This is a genomic window from Phyllobacterium sp. P30BS-XVII, from assembly GCF_014138335.1.
GTDB classification, from domain to species: Bacteria; Pseudomonadota; Alphaproteobacteria; order Rhizobiales; family Rhizobiaceae; genus Phyllobacterium; species Phyllobacterium meliloti.
Genome location: NZ_JACGXO010000001.1, coordinates 677395 through 699483, shown reverse-complemented (window position 1 = coordinate 699483; position 22089 = coordinate 677395). Strand labels below are relative to the sequence as shown.

Genomic DNA, 22089 nt, shown 5'->3' with positions numbered 1-22089 from the left:
ACTTGCAGATAAATGCAGTGTTGCTCGCACTGCATGATCCGCCCATCATTCACACTCCAGCTTGGGCTTGCGGAAATTGGTTATGTACCAGCGACCACCAGACGAACGGGCGTAGAATGTATAGAAACATTCCTTCTGCTCGACATAGCCGGGTGTTTCCGTTTCCACATAACGCCTGCCATGCCGCGTATCGCGGACCTCACCACTCGATGTGCCTGAAACAGCATTGGTCGATATCTTGCGCCACTGATAGGCACGCTCTCCCGGACCAAGATCAAGAACTTCGGTCGGCGGGCCGTAATCGATAACCACCGATTCCACCGGCTGCCCGATATAATTCTTCATGATGTCGGACGCACATCCTGCCAAAAGCAATGCGCTAACTACAAAACCGGCTCCGATAACCCGTTTGCAATTACGGGCATTGTGCATGAACATATGGAAACCCCCATCGACAAAACTTATGCCCGGCAACTAGGCTGCGAAGATTGCATCGACATTACCGGAGGGTTGCAGTGATATGACTACGGCTTCACAAATCATTGCAGAGCGCATCAACTGTCAGAAAATTTCGCAGAAAGCTTTCCATCTTTGCTGAACTTGCGCTAAGAACCCGCCATCCCTTTCAAACGCTCCTAGAGGTTTCCCCGAAATGGCATCGAAAAAGCTCCTTCTTCTTCCCGGCGACGGTATTGGACCCGAGGCAATGGCCGAAGTCCGCAAGATCATCGCCTATATGAATGCTGAACTCAAAAGCGGCTTCGAACTGGACGAGGGCCTTGTCGGTGGCTGCGCCTATGATGCCCATGGCAAGGCGATTTCGGATGCCGACATGGCAAAGGCAATGGCAGCAGATGCGGTCCTCTTCGGCGCTGTAGGCGGTCCAAAATGGGACAGCGTGCCCTATGACGTGCGCCCGGAAGCTGGTCTTCTGCGCCTGCGCAAGGACATGGAACTCTTCGCAAATCTGCGCCCTGCCATCTGCTATCCGGCGCTTGCCGACTCCTCATCCCTCAAGAAGGACGTGGTCGAAGGCCTCGATATCCTGATCGTGCGTGAATTGACTGGCGGCGTCTATTTTGGCGAACCGAAGGAGATCGTTGATCTCGGCAATGGTCAGAAACGCGGTATCGATACGCAGGTTTATGACACCTACGAGATCGAGCGTATTTCCGGAGTTGCCTTCGAGCTGGCGCGCACGCGCCGCAACAAGGTTACATCAATGGAAAAACGCAATGTGATGAAATCCGGCGTTCTGTGGAACGAGGTGGTTACTGCCACGCACAAGGCGCGTTATTCCGATGTTCAGCTTGAACATATGCTGGCTGACGCCGGTGGCATGCAGCTGGTGCGCTGGCCCAAGCAATTTGACGTGATTGTCACCGACAATCTCTTTGGCGACATGCTGTCAGATATTGCCGCGATGCTTACGGGTTCGCTGGGTATGCTTCCCTCCGCCTCTCTCGGTGCGCCCGATGGTAAGACCGGCAGCCGCAAGGCGCTTTATGAGCCAGTGCATGGTTCTGCCCCTGATATCGCGGGAACTGGCGCAGCCAATCCGATTGCCATGATTGCGTCGTTCGCCATGTGCCTGCGCTATTCCTTCAACATGGTTGAAGAAGCGGACCGGCTGGAAGCTGCGATTGCCGGTGTTCTTGGCGATGGTATTCGCACGGCCGATATTATGTCTGAAGGCAGCACCAAGGTTGGCACCACCCAGATGGGCGATGCGATCCTTTCCAAATTCAAGTCACTCGCTGCCTGATCGGCTGCATCTCCCATAGAAAAACCCGGCGCGATCACTCGCGCCGGGTTTTTGTTTGTTAGACTCTGACTACTTGATGTCGTGCAGGTCTTCACCTTTGGTTTCACGGACAAAGATCAGACCGATGATCAGTGTCATCGCGGCGATGACGATTGGATACCACAAGCCGTAGTAAATATCGCCCTTGGCTGCGCTCATCGCAAAAACCGTTGCTGGAAGCAGACCGCCAAACCATCCGTTGCCAATGTGATAAGGCAGGGACATGCCGGTGTAACGGATACGGGTCGGAAACATCTCGACCAGAATCGCAGCAATCGGCCCGTAGACCATCGTCACGTAAATCACCAGAACAAACAGGATGGCAATGGTCATTGGCCAATTGACTGCCTTTGGATCTGCAACCATGGTGAACAGACCGCCATTCGGAATGTTATAAACAGCCATCTCGGTTGCACCAGCTGCTTGTTCAGCAGTCACCAGCTTCGCTTTGACGAGATCCGCCACTGGCGTAACCACCTTCTCGCCAGCCCGGATTGCTGCTGCATCGAGATTGAGTTCCGGATTGGCTTTGATGAACCCGTCCAGCTTTACATCAGCAACTTTTGCAGGCGCGCGAACGAGCGGGAAGCCGGCTTTCTGCAGAGCCAGGTTCAAATCATGCGTCAGGACCGCATTCTTGGCAGCTGCATCCGCACCAGCGGCAGTAGCGTCGTAGGACGGGATGACCGTATCGCCAAGCTTGATCGTGGCTGGCTGTCCGGCAGGGCCATCAACAACGTCATAGGGCACCGAACTTTTGGATAAAAACGATGTGGCGATATCGCACGAACTGGTGAACTTGGCAGTACCCACAGGATTGAACTGGAAGGTACAGTCACCCGGTGCCGCGGTCACGGTCGCACGAACCGTTGCTTCCGCCTGTGCCAATGCAGGATTGGCGGCCCGGGTTAAAGCCTGGAACAACGGGAAATATGTGAGGATTGCCAGAGCAAGACCAGCCATGATGATTGGCTTGCGGCCAATCTTGTCCGACAACCAGCCGAAGAAGACGAAGAAGCCGGTGCCGAGCAGCAGAGCAATTGCGATCATGATATTGACGGACTGACCGTCGACTTTGAGCACGTTCTGCAAAAAGAACAATGCGTAGAACTGGCCGGAATACCAGACAACAGCCTGACCCGCAGTCAGACCAAAGAGCGCAAGCAGGGCGATGCGGGCATTCTTCCACTGGCCGAATGCTTCCGTCAGCGGCGCCTTGGAGCCTTTGCCCTCTTCCTTCATCTTTTTGAACGCTGGCGATTCACTCAAAGAGAGACGAATCCAGACAGAAACACCAAGAAGGAGAAATGATAGGATGAAAGGTACACGCCAGCCCCACGCGGCGAACGCTTCCTTCCCGAGCCAGTTCTGGACAATGAGAATGACGACGAGAGACAGGAAGAGACCGAGCGTCGCGGTTGTCTGAATCCAGGACGTGTAATAGCCGCGGCGATTATTTGGCGCGTGTTCCGCCACATAGGTTGCTGCGCCGCCATATTCACCACCAAGTGCAAGACCCTGCAACATACGAAGCACGATCAGGATGATAGGTGCGGCGATACCCCATGTACCTGAGCCGGGCAGGATACCCACCAGAAAGGTTGACAGGCCCATGATCAGGATGGTCACTAGGAAGGTATATTTGCGGCCGACAAGGTCGCCGACACGACCGAAAACCAGAGCACCGAAGGGGCGGACAAGAAAACCGGCAGCAAAGGCCAAAAGCGCGAAGATATTACGCGTTGCTTCAGGATACTCGCTGAAGAATGCCGCGCCGATGAAAGCTGCCAGTGAACCATACAGGTAAAAATCGTACCATTCGAAAACAGTTCCGAGAGAAGAAGCGAAGATAACTTTCTTCTCTTCTCTCGTCATACCCCGGCTGGCGTCGCCAGCCACAGAAGTGGTTGCCATTTCTATTCCTCCCAGAAAACAGCATTTGCCCGGCCCCAAGGTCCGGTCATATCCTCAGTTTTGTCACTGCGCAGGATTTCATTGGCCAAGCCCATTGGCTCAACTGATCTCACGCCGGTGAATGTCCTCCGGAACTCTCCCCCCAAAGGTCATGCACCCCATGCACCGCCCAAGTGTTGAACAAATATTCACGAAAGCAAAGACTGCTTTTGGCAGCAAAAGTCCAAAATTGTGTGTAACACGACATATTCTTATCTTTTGCATGGACAATTGACTCTTTTTGGAAAGCGGATACAAGCGTGTCAGGTTAAGGAGACGCCCCGTGAGCAGCGAATCAACTGCACACTTTTTGACGAGCGGTTCCGGCTTTCATGCCGGATGTGCAGGCGCGTCTGTTCTTTCCACCAAAATGCCGGCCAAAACGACCACCAAAACGGTCTGATTTCCCTTGGCCTGCTCGCCCCCTCCCGGGTCCGGCCCGGGGGAAAAGACCCGCAGTGGCCAGCGGGTTTTTTGCAAAGAGCGGTGAGGGACAGGAGATAGCACAGATGAGTTTCAAGGTTGCGGTTGTAGGTGCCACGGGCAATGTGGGCCGCGAAATGTTGACAATACTGGAAGAGCGCGGCTTTCCGGTGAGTGAAGTTGTTGCGCTTGCCTCGCGCCGGTCACAGGGTACCGAAGTTTCCTTTGGCGACCGTACACTGAAGGTCAAAGCCCTCGACACCTATGATTTTTCCGATACCGATATCTGCCTGATGTCGGCTGGCGGCAATATTTCCAAGGAATGGTCCCCGAAGATTGGTGCGCAGGGCTGCGTTGTCATCGATAATTCTTCCGCATGGCGTTACGATTCCAACGTTCCGCTGATCGTTCCAGAGGTAAATCCCGATGCGATTGTCGGCTTTACCAAGAAGAACATCATTGCCAACCCGAATTGCTCGACTGCCCAGCTCGTCGTGGCGCTGAAGCCACTGCACGACAAGGCAAAAATCAAGCGTCTTGTCATCTCCACCTACCAGTCCGTTTCCGGGGCCGGCAAGGATGGCATGGACGAACTCTTCCAACAGTCACGCGCTGTCTTTGTTGCTGATCCCGTCGAGGCCAAGAAGTTTACCAAGCGCATCGCCTTCAACGTTATTCCGCACATCGACGTCTTCATGGAAGATGGTTACACCAAGGAAGAGTGGAAGATGGTTGCAGAGACCAAGAAGATGCTTGATCCGAAGATCAAGCTGACGGCGACATGCGTGCGTGTGCCGGTCTTTATCGGCCACTCGGAAGCTGTCAACATTGAGTTCGAAAGCCCGATGAGCGCAGAGGAAGCCCGCGATATCCTGTCCGATGCTCCAGGATGCCTTGTTATCGACCGGCATGAAGATGGCGGTTACATCACGCCTTACGAGGCAGCCGGTGAAGATGCGACTTATATCTCGCGTATCCGCGAGGACATCACTGTCGAGAATGGCCTGTCGCTTTGGATTGTTTCCGACAATCTGCGCAAGGGTGCCGCACTTAACACCATTCAGATCGCCGAGCTTCTGGTGGCGCGCGCGCTGATCCAGCCAAAGCAGCTCGCAGCTTAAACAGGCAATGCCGCAAAAAAGAAAGGGCGCAGTTTCTGCGCCCTTTTTCTTTGAATAATCGAGAGTTTCAACAGGCTTAAGCCCGCATGGTTCAGCGCTTAAGCCCAGGGATGCCTCTGGGCATTGGCCGCTTCAAAGCTGTCGATCTTCGAGGCTTTTTCCATGGTGAGACCAATATCATCGAGACCGTTCAGCATGCAGTAGCGACGGAATTCATCAAGGTCGAAACTGATCTGGCCGCCATCAGGTCCTCTGATCGTCTTTTCTTCCAGATCGATCGTCAGCGTTGCATTGGCACCGCGCTGTGCATCGTCCATCAGCTTGTCGAGATCCTCATGGCTGACACGGATCGGCAAAATGCCGTTCTTAAAGCAGTTATTGTAGAAAATATCGGCAAAGCTGGTTGAGATAACGCAGCGGATACCGAAATCGAGCAACGCCCAAGGCGCATGCTCACGGCTGGAACCGCAACCAAAATTATCACCGGCAACCAGAATCTGCGCCTTGCGATAGGCTGGCTTGTTGAGGACGAAATCCGGATTCTCCGAGCCGTCTTCATTGAAGCGCATTTCGGCAAATAGTCCGCTACCAAGTCCTGTGCGCTTGATCGTCTTCAGGTAATCCTTGGGAATGATCATGTCCGTGTCGATATTGATGATCGGCAACGGTGCGGCAACGCCGGTGAGCTTGGTAAACTTGTCCATAATCTCTGCCTGTGGTGTTCATAAGATGAGTATGTTGGCTTTACACCAGCTTGGCGGCGAATCAAAGACCTTCCGCCTGTGGCAGATTGGGGCAGTCAGCTGCGCATGATTGCTCTTGTCTTGGCTCACGGATCAATGCAAAAAAGTGACATGCGCAAAACATTTCGCCCTCGCCGCTCGGTTCTTTACGTTCCCGCCTCAAATGCCAAGGCTCTCGCCAAGATTGCCAGCCTTGACACTGATGCGGTTATTTTTGATCTGGAAGATGCGGTTGCGCCTGATGCAAAAGACGAGGCCCGCGAGGCTTTGCGTGATTATTTCCGTGCCAATCCGGCAAGCAAGGCTGAACGGATCATTCGTATTAATGCGCTTGCAGGTGAGTGGGGCGCCGAGGATCTTCTGGCTGCGCGGGCCTGCAAACCCGACGCAATCCTTTTGCCGAAGGTCGAGACACCGCAGGATATAGTCAGCGTTACCGAAATACTCGAAGAGACTGACGCTTCAGAGAATATCAGGCTTTGGGCGATGATCGAGACACCGCGCGGCATTCTGAACGCGGATGAGATCGCTGAGCTTGGCTTACGATCCACGGGTCGTCTTGATTGTTTTGTCGTCGGCACCAATGATATCGCCAAGGAAACGGGTACAGGTCTGAGCGAAGGCCGTTCCTATCTCATACCATGGCTGATGCAGATCATTCTTTGCGCCAAAGCCGGGCGCCTTGATGTCATAGATGGCGTCTATAACAACTTTGCGGACACTGCCGGTTTTGCAACTGAATGCACTCAGGGCTCGAAAATGGGCTTTGACGGCAAAACACTTATCCATCCCTCGCAGATTGACGCAGCAAACCGCGCTTTTCAGCCGGATGAGGCGATGCTTGCGGAAGCGGAATCCATTGTTGCAGCCTTTGCCTTGCCTGAAAATGCCGGCAAGGGTGCGATTGCCCTGAATGGAAAAATGGTTGAGCGCCTGCATCTCGCCAATGCGGAAAAGACGCTGGCGAAAGTGCAAATCAAAGGAGACAAAGCATGAAACTGTACCGCTTTTTGACCGGCCCCGATGATGCCAGCTTCTGTCATAAGGTCACGGCTGCCGTTAACAAAGGTTGGCACATTTACGGCTCGCCTACCTACGCCTTCAACTCCGTCACCGGCACAATGCAGTGTGGCCAAGCGGTGGTAAAGGATGTTGACGGGGTCGATTATGATCCGGGTATCAAGCTCAGCGACTATTAAGCCACAGCATTACTCAGGCGGCTTTTCAGTGCGCGATATTGCTGCTCTGACGTATCTGCCATGGCGTCTTCGCGTGTCGCCGGTCTGTCCTCAAAAGGAATGGGCCGGTCGAATTGGCTAATGGTAAGATCCCATCGCACACCATCAATTGTATTGTAGAAATGCGTACCGCCATAAGTCTGTGTTTTGAGGATCGAGCCACCAAAGAAATCCTGAACCACCAGCGAGGTGACGCTGCATTGTCCCTTGGCAGGATTTTCTAGTGTCCACTTGCTTGAACTCTCAAGGCTCCACGCCGTTTTTAATGCCTGATAAAACTCGGTAGGGGTTGGATAATCAGGCAAGACAGGTCTCCCTAATAAACCTAAGAGATCGATGCATGAGATTTAGCCTGATCAGGCAAAATTAAAAGCAGTTTTTCCCGCAATCACTGATTAGTCCACGCTTGCTTCGATCCGTTCCATATCCTCGTCCGAAAGGCCGAAATGGTGGCCAATCTCATGGATGAGAATGTGGGTGACAATATCGCCCAGAGCCTCTTCATATTCGGCCCAATAGTCGAGGACAGCACGACGATAGATAGTAATCTTATTGGGCTGCTCACCTGTCTGTAGCGAGAAACGTTCACCGATCCCCCGGCCTTCGAACAGGCCAAGCAGATCAAACGGCGATTCCAGACCCATATCTTCAACGATTTGGTCCTCGGGAAATTCGGATACCTGAATGGTGATATCACCGCAGAGACTTCGAAAATCCTCCGGCAGATGCGCATAGGCTTCAATCGCGAGGGATTCGATTTCGCTCAAAGCCGGTGACAGGCGATGAGTCCAATCTGCAGTTTGGTTACTTCTGGCCATTAAAACTCCCGGAGCACTTTTCGCTTCATATAGTGCGTTTACGCCAAGGATGCGAGTGCTGTGCGAACTAGCTCCGCGAAGGCACCAGAAGCCGTTCCATGCGCCGGAAACTTTCTGCAAGGACCGTCGGGTCTTTCAAGCCATGGGCAAGCATGATGCCGCCCTGCCACTCCGCCACCGCATTGCGCGCTGTGGCAAGTGCTGTCGAAGGGCGCAGTCCCGTTCTCCCGAGTTCTCTTCCGATAAATCCGATGAGGAGACTGAAAACTTCTGCAGCCCGTTCAGCCGCCTGCGGTGATTCATGCCGAAAGTCGCGAATGCCCAAGGCGATCGGACAACCGTTCTCCACTCGACTTTTTAGGGAATGGGCCAGTTTTTCAATGAGTAGCTGCAGGCGCTTACGCGGTTCCTGATCGGCTTCAACAATTTCCGTCAGCATATCATCGGTTTCGGCGACAAAAATATCAGCAACACCGCGCGCCAACTCGGCCTTGGTCCTGAAATAATAATAGATATTGCCAAGCGGGATGCGGGACTCCGCTGCAATATGCGCAAGGCTTGTCACCGCAAAACCCTGACGCCAGAACAAACCGGCCGCAGTAGCGACAAGAATATCGCGTTTGTCATTCCGCTTCGTCAAGCTAACCCCCTTGAGTCAGTTGTTCAACTGACTCATATTCTCACAATTTCTGCAAAAAATGGAGTTAAATCTAATCTTCGATGGTCCGCGCCTCTGATGGCAGCATGATCGGAATACCGTCGCGGACGGGATAGGCAAGATACGCCGATTTTGAAATCAGCTCCGACTTTTCTTGATCGTAGACAAGTGGCCCCTTGGTCAAAGGGCAGACCAGAAGCTCAAGCAACTTGCGATCAATTGCTGGTTCGCGTTTTGGTTCGATCATAGATGTGTTCCTTCAGAACAGATCACTGCAGGTTTGACCCAAAATCATCATTGTCCTTTGCCAGCATGATTTCAGTGATTGCAATCAGAGTTTCGGCTCTGGTTTTCAGGTCAGCCGCTTCAAGCAGGGCTTGTTTTTCCGCCGCACCAAAGGGCGACATCATGGCCAGTGCATTCACCAGCGTTTCATTGCCCGCACGGGAAATACCATCCCAATCCGCTTCAAGATTATTCGCATCAAGATAAGCCCTGAAAACACGCAGTAGTGCCGTGCGATCCACTTCCGAATCATCCGCCTCGTCGAGATCAGCCAGAAGCGGGGCGATCTTGCACTGCCGGAACGGCGTTCTGCTGGACAATTCCTTGACAATCCGAAAGCGGCAAATGCCCTGCAACGTGATCAAAAGACGGCCATCGCCTGTCTCAGCAAAGGACGTGATACGGCCAAGGCACCCGACCTCGCATAATTCATCCGTTTCCTCTTCGCCCTGATCGAACCGGGGCTGGATCATGCCAATAATACGCTTACCGCTCAGGGCAGCGTCCACCATCGCCAGATAGCGCAGCTCGAAGATGTTCAAAGGCAGTTGCCCGCCGGGGAGCAACAGTGCTCCAGAAAGGGGAAAAATCGGTACGCTTTCGGGAATATTCTCCAGCGTCCGATAACGAACATTGCCTGCTTGCATTACCAGCTCCAGTGATTGATCCGCTGAAACACGAACCAATCGCTATTGTGCCCTATTTCATTCAGGAAAACAGCAGGGAAGACAATTTCCGGCGTGCGGTAAGTGACGCCGGATCAGCCGGACCCCATGCTTCGAAGAACTGCAACAGCTGTTTGCGGGCACCATCATCATTCCACGCACGATCGGCCTTCATGATGGCAAGAAGATGATCGGCGGCCTCGTCGCGTTCTCCGGTGGCGTTCAGGATCATGGCGAGATCATAACGTGCCTGATAATCCTTTGGATCAGCTTTAAGCCTTGCTTCCAGTGCAACGGGATCGCCAAGTTTGGCCACCTGATCGGCCAAGGCAATCTTTGCTTCTGCCGCCCGAATACCGGCATCTTCCTTCTTATCCGCGGGAACCTGCGCAAGAACGGCTTTGGCCTGATCGAGATCACCAAGCTCAATCAGACAATTTGCCAGTCCGGCAAGCGCGCCGACATGATCAGGCACCTCACCAAGAACCGCGGAGTATATCTGGGCGGCCTGTTCGGCATCACCGGCCGCAACCGCTTGTGTCGCCGCGTCCAGCGCTGCCTGGATGGCCGCATCCCTGTCACCATCGGGTGATGCAATACGATCAATGAATTCCTGCACCTTGGATTCAGGCAGGGCACCCATGAAACCATCGACAGGCTTGCCGTCCGAAAAGGCAATTACAGCGGGAATCGACTGAATACCCAACTGACCAGCGATAGCCGGATGCTCGTCAATGTTCATTTTAACGAGCTTTACACGCCCGCCAGCGGCATTGACCACCTTTTCGATGATAGGGGTCAGCTGTTTGCACGGACCGCACCACGGCGCCCAGAAATCAACCAGAACCGGCTGGTTCTTCGATTCGGCAATCACATCGGTAGCAAATCCTGCGGTGGTTGTATCTTTGATCAGGGCGCCCACAGGTTTTGAGGGCGCAGATGGAGCCGAGCCGCCATAGGATACGGTCGTTGTACCAGCCGCGCTGCCATAGCCGCCACTGAACGGGTTATCTGTATTGCTCATGAAAGTTCTCCCGCATCCGCTGGTCACGTATTTGCCAAGTCCGGTTGGACTGGCGCATGTCTGCACTCAGGTTGGGTTCGATTCGTCAATTTTCAAGATCAGGGGCTCATGACCCGTCGCCTTCAGAAAGCGCTTGAGGTCATTGCTTGCGATAGAGGTTGTCGCATCATTGCTTAGAGGATGCGCATTAATGATATCGCTGCGCATAAGATGTTCATCGAGCACCACCTTCACCTGATGGTCCTCGTCATTGATCACGCCCAGCACACTGACGGAGCCAGGAACAAGTCCAAGATATTCCATCAGCTTTTCCGGCTTTCCAAAGGACACCCGGCTTGAAGCACCAATCTTTGTATGAATCGACTTGAGATCGACCTGTGCCTCCTCCCCAACAGTCACAAGAAAGAATTTGTCCTTCTTGTCTTTAAGAAAAAGGTTCTTGGTATGAGCACCGGCAACCTGCCCGCGCAGATCTTGCGCTTCAGCGACCGTAAACACCGGTGCATGGCGAATCGTTGACGTTTTGATCCCGAGTTCGTCGAGTTTCTGCATCAGCTCTTCATATGTCTTGGGCATTCTGGCTCTCGCGGCACCGATCATCAGGAAATAAGCTTTCCTGTCCTAATCACTTCGACGCGCGCTCTCAAGCGAAAAGCCAGTGATACGGCGTTTAAACAAGTGTTCGACCTTAAGGCCAACGCAATCATTCAACAATTTTTTCGAATATCGTCATAAAGTCGAAAATTCACTGTTGCAATTGGCTGGTGCTTGGGTCATATAGGCCCCGCTTCGCAAGACAAACTGGCACATGCGGGAGTAGCTCAGGGGTAGAGCACAACCTTGCCAAGGTTGGGGTCGAGGGTTCGAATCCCTTCTCCCGCTCCAGTTGTCCGAAGATCAAAAGGCTCAGGTTTACCTGGGCCTTTTTGCTATCTGGCATTTATTCCCCGCCCTCAAAGCGCTGCTTTGATAAGTAATGTACAATTGCAATCCGTGTTCAATGCGCTAAACCCTTCAACCATGGCACAGAAGAAAGCGCATGAGGTTGATTCCTTCCTGAAAAGGCTCGATCGAGCCTATCCCATTGTGCTTCTTTACGGTCCGGACAAAGGCCTCGTGAGCGAAAGGGCCGGAAGTTTCATCAAACTGACCGGGCTCTCACAGGACGACCCCTTCGCCGTCATCCGTCTGGACGCCGATGATATTCAGGCAGAACCTGGCCGTCTTTCCGATGAGGCCAATACAATTTCCATGTTTGGCGGCGAGCGCCTGATCTGGGTCCGTAACGCATCAGGGCAAAAGGGATTGGCCGATGCCGTAACGCATCTGACCAAAACACCACCGGTAGACACCTTTATTCTCATAGAGGCTGGCGATCTGAAAAAGGGCGCAGGCCTGCGTGGCATTGTCGAACAAAGCGCCAGTGCCATGGCACTGCCTTGCTATAGCGACGACGCCAAAGGGATCGATGCAACCATCGACGATATGCTTGCAAGGAATCAGTTACAGATCACGCTGGATGCCCGCAATCTGCTGAAGGAAAGCCTTGGCGGTGATCGTTTGGCGACGCGTGCCGAGCTGGAGAAAATTTGTCTTTATGCTCATGGGCGCGAACGTATCACCATTGAGGACGTTCGCGATATTATTGGCGATGTCAGTGCAACCTCCTATGAGACGATTATCGATGCGCTCATGACTGGCAATCTCAACGATTTTACCCACGCATTTGATCGGGTCATCGGCTCGGGTTCGTCGAGCTTCCTCATTCTGAGTTCGGCTATCCGGCAGTTCCAGACGCTCCAGTCCCTGCGTTACGGCATGGAGACGGAAGGCAAAAATGCTGGATCTGCTGTCGCAGGCGCGCGGCCGCCGGTATTTTTCTCCAGGCGTCGGCTTGTCGAGACAGCATTGCAGCGCTGGACAACGCAAACTTGCGCCAGAGCCATTGAAAGATTGCAAAAAACCGTTCTGGAAAGCCGCCGCAACGCAGCACTGTCCATTCCGATCATTCGCCAATCACTGATAGCCTTGGCTGCCGAGGCTGCAAGAGCAGGGCGGAGCGGACGTTAGGTAACGCCCGCTCGAATCTGCAGCTGAATAGCAAATAAGTATTTGAATTAAAACGATAATATACCGTTACGTCACGCTAGCTCTGCAGGCGGCGGCAAATTTCATCCAACTGCTCCAGCGTCGTATAGTGAATACGCACATCCCCACCCTTCGCCTGATGGTTAACCGTAACACGCATCCCCGTGACATCAGAGAGCAGCTTTTCCAATGCCCGTGTATCGGCATCTTTATTCTCGTCATTGTCAGCCTTCAGCTTGGGCACAGCTGGTTTGTTTCCGCCGCCCTGTGCCAAAGCTTCCGCCTGACGAACCGAAAGACCATCGCGAATAATCCGATCAGCAAGAAGCCCCGGATTCTCCGCTGTGATCAGCGTGCGCGCATGCCCGGCTGAAAGAGCGCCGTTCGTAATATGGTCACGCACCGGCTCAGGCAATTTCAGCAAACGCAGCGTATTGGCCACATGACTGCGGCTCTTGCCGATCACCTGCGCCAGATCTGCCTGCGTATATTCATGATCATCGATAAGCTGCTGATACCCCATACCTTCTTCGATCGGATTGAGATCGGCACGTTGTACGTTCTCGATAATTGCCAGCTCAAGTGCAACACGATCATCGACTTCGCGGATAATAACAGGAACAGTTGTCAGACCAGCACGTTGCGCGGCACGCCAGCGCCGTTCACCGGCAATCAGTTCGTAGCGATCCGCCGAATCCTTGGCAGGGCGAACGACAACAGGCTGAACGATGCCATGCTCTCGGATCGACTGTGTAAGATCTTCAAGATCAGCTTCCGTGAACAGGCGGCGCGGATTGCGTGGATTGCGACTGACGAATTCAATAGGAACCTGACGATCCAATGTTGCAATACGCGGAGGAACGTTTTCTTCCGGTAGACGGTCCATCTCTCCAATGAGCGCGGCAAGACCACGACCGAGGCGTTTCTTTGACGGATCTTCATTCATTGTCATAGGCTCTCATAAATGTTTCGTATTCGAATCGATATCAAGCGGCGCGCAAATGCCGCTCTCTCTGAATAACTTCCGATGCAAGCTGCAGATAAGCCTGACTACCAGCGCACTTCAAATCATAAAGAATGGCCGGCGTTCCGTAGGATGGCGCTTCTGATACGCGAACATTGCGTGGAATCACAGTGCGATACACCTTATCACCCATAAATGAGCGCACATCATCCACGACTTGCGTCGCAAGATTGTTACGGCCATCAAACATTGTTAGTACGATACCCTGAATGGTCAATGACGGATTGAGGGCCGTGCGCACCTGATTTACCGTTTCCAGCAACTGACTTAAACCCTCCAGAGCAAAGAACTCACACTGCAAGGGAACAAGGACAGAATCGGCCGCCGCCATGGCATTCATTGTCAGAAGGTTGAGGGATGGGGGACAATCAATCAAAATATAGGTGAAAGGGGAGGCCGTACTGTTACCCCGAAACGCCTTACGCAAACGGGTGGCACGGTCTCCAGACCCGGCGATTTCCATCTCAACACCAAGTAGATCAAGTGTTGATGGAATCAATGAAAGATTGGGAACCGCCGTTGCAATCGCCGCCTCTTCAACCGAAGCAGTCTGCATAAGCACGTCATAGGACGACAGTTCACGATTTTTGCGGTCAATTCCAAGCCCGGTACTGGCATTACCCTGCGGATCGAGATCAACGATCAATACATTTTCGCCAATGGCCGCAAGCGCCGTAGCCAGATTGATAGCAGTCGTGGTTTTGCCCACACCGCCCTTTTGGTTGGCTATGGTAATGATACGCGTCTGACTGTTCATCACTGTCTTCCCAAGCAAATCATCGTTATCGGCGACCGAAATCGAAAAGTGGTGTTACTTTACCGCCGAATTGCGCCGCACATTGCTGATCTGCAGCACGACCGACTCAACATCAACCACACTTGGATGTTGTACCAGATCAAAGGACCAGCCGTCACGGCTTTCCTCAATCTCCCGTCGGTAATCCCGGCCTTTTTGAAAAAGAGCCGTTGCACCATTTGCCAGCCAAGGCTCAGTCAACGCGAAAAGTTCCTTAAGAGGAGCAAGTGCGCGAGCGGTAATAACATCAGGAGTTGGGATTTTCGCCCAAACAGCATCAATTCTGGCGGGATGAACCATACCAGACGTCGCGAATTGAGCCAAAGCAGTGCGCAGAAAAGCTGCTTTTTTGCCATTACTCTCTACAAGGTCGATTCTGGCGCCTGCATTTTCCTTCAAGAGAATAGCAAGTATAACACCTGGGAAACCACCGCCTGAACCGAGATCAAGCCATTTTTTGGCGTGGGGGAACAAGGGATAGAGCTGCGCACTATCAACAATATGCCGTTCCCATAACTCATCCAGCGTAGCCGGGGAGGCGAGATTAATTGCTTTCGACCATTTTCGAAACAAATCTTCAAAGCCGATCAGGCCCGTCACTGTTTCACGTGAAACAGTTGGCAAGACCTGACGCAGTCGTTTCTCGCGCCAATCGCTCACGCTACATCTCGTGCGATGGAGCTGCGGCGTATCTGCGCAATAATTAAAGCGAGCGCCGCGGGCGTCATGCCATCAATACGCTGCGCTTCAGCAATGGATCGAGGCTGACGTTGCTTGAGTTTCTGTTTCAACTCATTGGACAGGCCAGAAATTGCGGAAAAATCGATGCTCTGCGGAATGAGCAGTGCCTCTTCGCGTTCCATCGCCGCAACATCAGTTTTCTGTCGCTCGAGATAAACCGCATACCGTGCTTCAATTTCCAGTGCTTCGGCGACCCGTCCTTTGACTGATGACAGTTCTGGCCAGATAGCGGTGAGGCGTGCAAGGTCAATATCGGGAAAGGCAAGAAGCTCATACGCTGATCGGCGGACGCCATCTTGGTTCAAATGCAAATTCATTGAAGCGGCTGCATTGGGCGTGATATTCAGACGCTTAGCCATCTCGCGCGCTGCATCCAACTCCCGTGTGCGTTCATCGAATCGTGTTCTACGTGCGGAACCAAGAATTCCCAAGCGATCCGCCATAGGGGTAAGCCGCTCATCTGCATTATCCGCACGCAAAGAAAGTCTAAATTCCGCACGGGAAGTAAACATGCGATAGGGCTCGCTGACACCACGCGATGTCAGATCATCAACCATCACACCGATATAAGCCTCAGTGCGCTGTATGATGATCGGCTCACCACCACTTGATAGTCGGGCTGCGTTGAGCCCGGCCAACAGACCTTGCGCAGCTGCCTCTTCATATCCAGTTGTTCCATTGATCTGCCCGGCAAGAAACAGACCGGCAATACGGCGGGTCTGAAGGCTCCGATCCAACTCGCGTGGATCAATGAAGTCATATTCAATGGCATAACCCGGTTGCAGCATAATCGCACGCTCCAGACCGGGTATCGTTTTGAGAATCTCCAGCTGTACTTCCTCCGGAAGTGAAGTGGAAATACCATTGGGATAAACCGTATCGTCATCCAAACCTTCGGGTTCCAGAAAAATCTGGTGGCCATCGCGATCGCCGAACTTGACGATCTTGTCTTCAACCGAAGGACAATAACGCGGACCAATGCCTTCAATTGATCCTGAATACATCGCTGAGCGATGCAGATTTGCACGAATGACCGCGTGCGAGGCCGGCGTTGTACGCGTGATCCCACAATCGATCTGAGGATTCGTGATAGTATCCGTCATTAGCGAGAAGGGCAGCGGATCTTCATCGGCTGACTGAACGTCAAGAGCCTTCCAGTCGATTGTGCGCCCATCCAGACGTGGCGGCGTTCCGGTCTTCAGGCGCCCCAAAGCAAATTCATGTCTGGCCAAAGTGTCGGATAGACCGAGCGCCGGAGCTTCCCCGATCCGTCCAGCCGGTATTTTCCTCTCACCAATATGAATGAGCCCGCGTAGAAATGTTCCTGTTGTCAGAACGACGGAGCCACAGGATAGAACGCCGCCATCCATCAACTGTACACCAGAAATCTTTCCATCCTGAATGACCAGGTCATTCGCGCCACCTTCGACAACGGTCAAATTCGGCTGCTCAGCAATGGCCGACTGCATGGCAAGACGGTACAATTTCCGATCGGCTTGTGTACGGGGACCACGCACCGCGGGACCCTTCCGGCGATTGAGCAGACGAAATTGAATACCGGCAGCGTCAGCAACGCGGCCCATCAAACCATCCAACGCATCAATCTCGCGGACAAGATGGCCTTTCCCAAGACCACCAATCGCTGGGTTGCAGGACATTACGCCAATCGTATTGGCTTTATGCGTAACCAGAGCGGTTCGCGCACCAAAGCGAGCGGAAGCTGCTGCGGCTTCACAGCCAGCATGTCCACCACCAATGACAATAACGTCGAAATTGTCTTCCACGAGCCAAACTTTCCGAGATTCGAATTTAGTGCCTTGATGGGCAAAACGGCGCCATGAGTCAAGTGTGAGTCAAAGAACGATGTTTCACGTGAAACAATTCGATGAAGTCAATCCAGCAATCGATACTCTAATTGTTTCACGTGAATCATTTCCCGATGCAGAATTGAGAGAATACCACATCCAGAATATCTTCAACATCCACGTCGCCGGTAATCCGCCCGAGTGCGTGGGAAGCCCGGCGTAGATACTCCGCCCGAACCTCCAGCGGAGCACTCTCATCCACCACTGCGTGATTGATCTCACGGCTGGTCTCAGTCAGTAGTTCCATATGACGCCGACGTGTTGGTAAAGGGTCTGAAAGACTACCCGCCGCCTTCGCGGCCTTGATTTTCAAGGTATCAAGGAGTTCAGCCAAACCAGTATTGGATTGAGTGGACAGGCTTAAATCAAAATCATCTGACGTTGTTTGATCGCGTAAATCCGTTTTCGTGCCGACCCGCAAGACGTCATTGCAAGCAAACTGCTCCAATGGAACGGGCAGGGGGTGGGATATATCGGTAAGGGCCAGAACCAGATCCGCCGATAAAGCGCGTTCGAGCGCCCGATCAATGCCGATTTTCTCCACCTTGCCCTCAGTTTCCCGCAAGCCGGCTGTATCGGTAATGAGTACGGGAAGGCCGCCCAGATCAAGCTTGATCTCAATGAGGTCCCGCGTTGTCCCAGGCTCGTCGGAAACAATAGCAACGTCACTCCCAGCCAGTGCGTTCAACAGACTGGATTTACCTGCATTTGGAGCACCAAGGATGACAACCCGGAAGCCATCACGGATGATGGTACCACGCTTGCCGTCTGCGACATGCTTTTCAATCTTCTCTGCAAGTTCCCGCATGGATAGCCAAACCTGATCGGAGACCGAACCGGGCACATCGGATTCATCGGCAAAATCCAGTTCGGCTTCAATCAAAGCACGTGCGCGGATCATTTCCGTGCGCCAGGAAGAATAGAGTTGAACCTGTGACCCAGACGCGATCTGCAGAGCAAGGCGGCGTTGCCCATCGGTTTCCGCCGCTATCAAATCTGCGAGGCCCTCCGCTACGGTCAGATCGAATTTCGCATTGGCAAAAGCGCGCCGCGTGAATTCACCAGCCTCGGCAAGCCGGCAGTTTTCGAACGTGTAGAGAAGTGAGATCATGGAATCCACGACGGCGCGCCCCCCGTGCAGATGAAATTCACCACAATCTTCGCCGGTAAAGCTGTTCGGATTGGGGAAGAACAACACGAGTCCCCGATCAACGAGATTTCCTTCTCTGTCCCTGAACGACCGCAGGTCGGCATGACGTGGTTCTGGTAATTTACCGCAAATTGTTTCGATAACGAATCGAGTCTCGGAACCAGAAATACGCAGTACCGCCACGCCCGACGGCAAACGCCCGCTCGACAGGGCGAAGATGGTTTCAGGAAAATTCTCGTTCTGTTTCATTTGTTGCCGTCCGCGTCTACACTTAAAGCCTTGATAGACCTCACAGCAGCATTCGGAAAGAGCAGAGTCTTCCATGTATCAACAAGCCAATTTGCTCGGACAGGAATCCAGTCCCTATTTGCGGCAACACGCTCATAATCCTGTTCACTGGCGGCCTTGGGGGACGCTTGCATTGCAGGAAGCACGGGAAACGGGCAAACCCATTCTCCTTTCCGTGGGTTATGCCGCCTGCCACTGGTGCCACGTCATGGCCCATGAGTGTTTCGAAGACCAGCAGGTGGCTGATCTCATGAACGCCCACTACGTCAACATCAAAGTCGATCGGGAGGAACGCCCGGATATTGACCAGATCTATATGGCTGCGCTGGGAGCCATGGGAGAACAAGGCGGCTGGCCGCTAACGATGTTTCTCACCCAGGATGCAAAGCCCTTCTGGGGAGGAACCTATTTTCCCAAGAACTCGCGCTATGGGCGGCCGGGCTTCATGGATGTGCTGCAATCCATTGACCGGGTATGGCGCGAAGACCATGCCCGCGTAGTCCAGAATGTCGATGCGCTTACGGATCACGTCAGCGCCCGCCTTGATGCAAAAGCGACTGCCGTGCCACTCGACAAGCAGCTCTTTGATCAATTCGCCGCCAATATAGCGGGCATGATTGACATGAAAAAGGGTGGTCTGAGCGGCGCGCCTAAATTTCCCAATGCTCCTTTTATGGATACACTTTGGCTTTCCTGGCTCCGGAACGGCAATACTCAGCACCGCGACGCATTCCTCAAAAGCCTGCGAACGATGCTGCAAGGCGGGATTTATGATCATCTCGGCGGCGGCCTATCGCGATACTCCGTTGATGATGACTGGCTTGTCCCGCATTTTGAGAAGATGCTCTACGATAATGCGCAGTTCATTCGTCACGCGACTTATGCCTATGCGGAAACCAAAGATGAATTGTTCCGCATACGAATCGAAGAGACTGTTGATTGGTTGAGGCGGGAAATGCTGGCAAATGGTGCGCGTTTTGCCTCAAGCCTTGACGCGGATAGTGAAGGGGAGGAGGGACGTTTCTACGTTTGGTCCGCGAGCGAAATTTCGGACGCGGCGGAGTTTCAAGCCTTCAGAACCACCTATGACGTGACATCCGAAGGCAATTGGGAGGGCAAGACAATTCTGAACCGTCTTAAATCTCCAGATGCTTTCAACACCGATACCGAGGCGGATCTATTGAAGGTCCGCCAAATCCTCTTTGCTCAACGTGAAAAGCGCATCCATCCCAATCGCGATGACAAATCATTGACCGATTGGAATGGTCTTATGATTCGCGCGCTGACCGAAGCATCGCGTGTTTTTCAGCGCTCGGACTGGCTGGAATTGGCTATCAGCTCTTATCGTTCCATATCCGAATCGATGATTGACGGACGCTTGCCGCATTCCGTTCTCGGTCAATCGCGACTGTTTCCCGGTCTGTCATCGGATTATGCAGCAATGATCAACGCGGCGGTCTCTCTGTATGAGGCCACTCAGGAGAAAACGTTTCTCAGCGATGCAAGCCACTGGCTCGAAGCTCTTGATCGCTGGCATCTGACCGCTGACGGAAATTATGCACTCAGTGCCTCCGACAGCACTGACGTTATCATCCGCGTGCGAGGCGACCAAGACGAGGCAATACCCAGCGCTACGGGACAGATCCTCGAATCAATTATCCGTCTGGCAACAACAACCGCGGACTATGCGCTGCAACAAAGAGTAGAACAGCTCGCGGAGAATGCTATTGGCCGTGTTCTTGAACAGCGCTATGGCCAGGCCGGCGTTCTCAACAGTGCCAGCCTGCTGCTTGAACCTATGAAGCTTGTCCTTGTCACCCCTGATAGAGAGCATCCGCTTATCCGGGCCGCCGATAGCCGCTCTGATCCGCGACGAACGGACATATGGATCAGGTTCGAAGAGAATACAAAGATTGAACTGGTACCGGGCGCAGGGGAACTCATCATAAAAAAACCCGCGGCCTATCTGTGCCGCGGGTTTGTTTGTCTGGCTCCAGTGGAAACGGCCGAGGCGCTCGCAGAGTTGCTTAAGCCGAAACCGTCAGAGCATTAGGTATTCATTGAATCGAAGAACTCGCCATTCGTCTTGGTCTGCTTGAGCTTGTCGATAAGGAACTCGATTGCATCTGTTGTACCCATCGGAGCGAGGATACGGCGCAGAACAAAAATCTTCTGCAGATCCTGACGCGGTACAAGCAGGTCTTCCTTACGTGTACCTGATTTGAGAATATCCATTGACGGGAAGATGCGCTTGTCAGCAACCTTGCGGTCAAGCACGATTTCCGAGTTGCCGGTACCCTTGAATTCTTCAAAGATAACTTCATCCATACGGCTGCCGGTATCGATCAAAGCTGTCGCAATAATGGTAAGCGATCCGCCTTCTTCGATATTACGCGCAGCACCAAAGAAACGCTTGGGGCGTTGCAATGCGTTGGCATCCACACCACCGGTCAAAACCTTGCCGGATGATGGCACGACGGTGTTGTAGGCGCGGCCAAGGCGGGTAATGGAATCGAGAAGAATGACAACGTCACGGCCATGTTCAACAAGGCGCTTTGCCTTTTCAATGACCATTTCAGCCACTTGAACGTGACGGGATGCCGGTTCATCAAACGTAGAAGAGACAACTTCGCCCTTCACCGAGCGCTGCATATCCGTCACTTCTTCCGGACGTTCATCAATAAGAAGAACGATCAGATAGCATTCTGGATGGTTTGCAGTAATTGAGTGAGCAATGTTCTGAAGAAGAACAGTCTTACCGGTACGGGGCGGAGCGACGATCAGACCGCGCTGGCCTTTACCCAGTGGTGCCACCAGATCGATGACACGAGCCGACAGATCTTTGGTTGTCGGATTTTCCAGTTCCATCTTGAAGCGCTCATTTGGATAGAGCGGGGTCAGATTGTCAAAATGGATCTTGTGGCGAATCTTTTCCGGGTCTTCGAAGTTGATCGTATTGACCTTGAGAAGAGCAAAATAACGTTCGCCCTCCTTAGGTCCACGAATCGGACCTTCAACCGTATCGCCGGTTTTCAGTGAAAACCGCCGGATTTGCGATGGTGAAATATAGATATCATCAGGGCCTGGGAGATAATTTGCATTGGCAGAACGCATAAAGCCGAAGCCATCCTGCAATATCTCGACCACGCCTTCGCCGATAATCTCGACATCCTGGGAAGCCAGTTTTTTCAAGATTGCAAACATCAATTCCTGTTTGCGCATGACACTGGCGTTTTCAACTTCCAGTGTTTCAGCAAACGCCAGAAGATCTACCGGCGTCTTGTTCTTGAGTTCTTGTAGTTTCATTTCCTGCATGTGTGCGGAACTCTTAATTCTATAGGTTTAAAATGGGGAAGGGAAATGACGATGCCGGAATGCAGTGCCATGTATGAATGGCTGAAGATC

22 protein-coding genes and 1 tRNA gene are annotated in these 22089 nt (G+C 52.9%); 7 read left to right on the top strand and 16 right to left on the bottom strand.

Translation table 11 applies throughout. The features are described 5' to 3' along the window. Positions 1–45: 45 nt before the first annotated feature. A complete protein-coding gene (locus FHW17_RS03430; protein ID WP_227988227.1) occupies positions 46–432 on the bottom strand; it encodes a hypothetical protein in 387 nt (128 codons plus the stop codon). 220 nt (positions 433–652) lie between these two features. Here FHW17_RS03430 and leuB point away from each other — a divergent pair, with 220 nt between their 5' ends. Next, the gene (leuB, locus tag FHW17_RS03425) at positions 653–1765 is read left to right on the top strand and encodes a 3-isopropylmalate dehydrogenase (RefSeq protein WP_113095356.1); all 1113 of its coding nucleotides are present in this window, start codon (positions 653–655) and stop codon (positions 1763–1765) included. A 69-nt stretch (positions 1766–1834) separates the two neighbouring features. Here leuB and FHW17_RS03420 read toward each other — a convergent pair whose 3' ends face one another. Beyond that, complete coding sequence (locus tag FHW17_RS03420; RefSeq protein ID WP_112522793.1) at positions 1835–3718, bottom strand: MFS transporter; 1884 nt, start codon at positions 3716–3718, stop codon at positions 1835–1837. A gap of 548 nt (positions 3719–4266) precedes the next feature. On the opposite strand from FHW17_RS03420, the gene FHW17_RS03415 reads away from it, so the two are divergent. Beyond that, entirely contained in the window at positions 4267–5301 is a 1035-nt protein-coding gene (locus FHW17_RS03415; protein WP_182509217.1) for an aspartate-semialdehyde dehydrogenase, read from the top strand. A gap of 98 nt (positions 5302–5399) precedes the next feature. Here the strand turns inward: FHW17_RS03415 and leuD are convergent, their stop codons facing one another. Continuing rightward, positions 5400–6005 carry a 3-isopropylmalate dehydratase small subunit gene (gene leuD, locus FHW17_RS03410; protein ID WP_112522792.1) on the bottom strand — a complete coding sequence of 202 codons (606 nt, stop codon included), beginning with the start codon at positions 6003–6005 and terminating at the stop codon, positions 5400–5402. Positions 6006–6155: 150 nt separating this feature from the next. On the opposite strand from leuD, the gene FHW17_RS03405 reads away from it, so the two are divergent. Together FHW17_RS03405 and FHW17_RS03400 are read left to right on the top strand one after the other, a co-directional pair. After that, positions 6156–7040: a CoA ester lyase gene (locus FHW17_RS03405; RefSeq protein ID WP_182509216.1), complete on the top strand. Its 885-nt coding sequence runs from the start codon at positions 6156–6158 to the stop codon at positions 7038–7040. After that, positions 7037–7243 carry a DUF1737 domain-containing protein gene (locus tag FHW17_RS03400; protein ID WP_091879388.1) on the top strand — a complete coding sequence of 69 codons (207 nt, stop codon included), beginning with the start codon at positions 7037–7039 and terminating at the stop codon, positions 7241–7243. Before FHW17_RS03405 ends, FHW17_RS03400 begins: the two co-directional genes overlap by 4 nt. Here FHW17_RS03400 and FHW17_RS03395 read toward each other — a convergent pair. The 7 genes from FHW17_RS03395 to FHW17_RS03365 form a co-directional block, all read right to left on the bottom strand. Next, positions 7240–7587 (bottom strand): hypothetical protein, encoded by a 348-nt coding sequence (locus tag FHW17_RS03395; RefSeq protein WP_182509215.1) that lies wholly within the window; start codon positions 7585–7587, stop codon positions 7240–7242. The two genes, FHW17_RS03400 and FHW17_RS03395, sit on opposite strands and share 4 nt — an antisense overlap. Before the next feature lie 90 nt (positions 7588–7677). Next, positions 7678–8100: a metallopeptidase family protein gene (locus FHW17_RS03390; protein WP_112522788.1), complete on the bottom strand. Its 423-nt coding sequence runs from the start codon at positions 8098–8100 to the stop codon at positions 7678–7680. Positions 8101–8167: 67 nt separating this feature from the next. Beyond that, positions 8168–8740 carry a TetR/AcrR family transcriptional regulator gene (locus FHW17_RS03385; protein WP_182509214.1) on the bottom strand — a complete coding sequence of 191 codons (573 nt, stop codon included), beginning with the start codon at positions 8738–8740 and terminating at the stop codon, positions 8168–8170. 70 nt (positions 8741–8810) lie between these two features. Next, positions 8811–9005 carry a Trm112 family protein gene (locus FHW17_RS03380; RefSeq protein WP_182509213.1) on the bottom strand — a complete coding sequence of 65 codons (195 nt, stop codon included), beginning with the start codon at positions 9003–9005 and terminating at the stop codon, positions 8811–8813. Positions 9006–9027: 22 nt separating this feature from the next. Further along, the gene (locus FHW17_RS03375; RefSeq protein WP_112522785.1) at positions 9028–9690 is read right to left on the bottom strand and encodes an LON peptidase substrate-binding domain-containing protein; all 663 of its coding nucleotides are present in this window, start codon (positions 9688–9690) and stop codon (positions 9028–9030) included. A 61-nt stretch (positions 9691–9751) separates the two neighbouring features. Beyond that, the gene (trxA, locus tag FHW17_RS03370; RefSeq protein WP_182509212.1) at positions 9752–10732 is read right to left on the bottom strand and encodes a thioredoxin; all 981 of its coding nucleotides are present in this window, start codon (positions 10730–10732) and stop codon (positions 9752–9754) included. A gap of 66 nt (positions 10733–10798) precedes the next feature. Further along, the gene (locus FHW17_RS03365) at positions 10799–11308 is read right to left on the bottom strand and encodes a prolyl-tRNA synthetase associated domain-containing protein (protein ID WP_182509211.1); all 510 of its coding nucleotides are present in this window, start codon (positions 11306–11308) and stop codon (positions 10799–10801) included. A gap of 234 nt (positions 11309–11542) precedes the next feature. Here FHW17_RS03365 and FHW17_RS03360 point away from each other — a divergent pair. Next, positions 11543–11617, top strand: a tRNA-Gly gene (locus tag FHW17_RS03360). 135 nt (positions 11618–11752) lie between these two features. Further along, the gene (gene holA / locus FHW17_RS03355) at positions 11753–12802 is read left to right on the top strand and encodes a DNA polymerase III subunit delta (protein WP_112522783.1); all 1050 of its coding nucleotides are present in this window, start codon (positions 11753–11755) and stop codon (positions 12800–12802) included. Between the two features lie 76 nt (positions 12803–12878). On the opposite strand, the gene FHW17_RS03350 is transcribed toward holA, so the two are convergent. The 5 genes from FHW17_RS03350 to mnmE all read right to left on the bottom strand — a co-directional run bounded on the left by FHW17_RS03350 (position 12879) and on the right by mnmE (position 18645). Continuing rightward, positions 12879–13766 carry a ParB/RepB/Spo0J family partition protein gene (locus FHW17_RS03350; RefSeq protein ID WP_182509410.1) on the bottom strand — a complete coding sequence of 296 codons (888 nt, stop codon included), beginning with the start codon at positions 13764–13766 and terminating at the stop codon, positions 12879–12881. Positions 13767–13806: 40 nt separating this feature from the next. After that, positions 13807–14601, bottom strand: a complete 795-nt coding sequence (locus FHW17_RS03345; RefSeq protein WP_112522782.1) for a ParA family protein — start codon at positions 14599–14601, stop codon at positions 13807–13809. A gap of 54 nt (positions 14602–14655) precedes the next feature. Beyond that, positions 14656–15300 (bottom strand): 16S rRNA (guanine(527)-N(7))-methyltransferase RsmG, encoded by a 645-nt coding sequence (gene rsmG / locus FHW17_RS03340; protein WP_112522781.1) that lies wholly within the window; start codon positions 15298–15300, stop codon positions 14656–14658. Beyond that, a complete protein-coding gene (gene mnmG / locus FHW17_RS03335) occupies positions 15297–17165 on the bottom strand; it encodes a tRNA uridine-5-carboxymethylaminomethyl(34) synthesis enzyme MnmG (RefSeq protein WP_182509210.1) in 1869 nt (622 codons plus the stop codon). Before mnmG ends, rsmG begins: the two co-directional genes overlap by 4 nt. 145 nt (positions 17166–17310) lie before the next feature. Next, positions 17311–18645: a tRNA uridine-5-carboxymethylaminomethyl(34) synthesis GTPase MnmE gene (gene mnmE, locus FHW17_RS03330; protein ID WP_182509209.1), complete on the bottom strand. Its 1335-nt coding sequence runs from the start codon at positions 18643–18645 to the stop codon at positions 17311–17313. Between the two features lie 73 nt (positions 18646–18718). Here mnmE and FHW17_RS03325 point away from each other — a divergent pair, with 73 nt between their 5' ends. After that, positions 18719–20737, top strand: coding sequence for a thioredoxin domain-containing protein (locus FHW17_RS03325; protein WP_182509208.1), 2019 nt, complete (start codon positions 18719–18721; stop codon positions 20735–20737). Here FHW17_RS03325 and rho read toward each other — a convergent pair. Next, positions 20734–21999 carry a transcription termination factor Rho gene (gene rho, locus FHW17_RS03320; RefSeq protein WP_091879370.1) on the bottom strand — a complete coding sequence of 422 codons (1266 nt, stop codon included), beginning with the start codon at positions 21997–21999 and terminating at the stop codon, positions 20734–20736. The genes FHW17_RS03325 and rho overlap by 4 nt on opposite strands. Between the last annotated feature and the right edge of the window lie 90 nt (positions 22000–22089).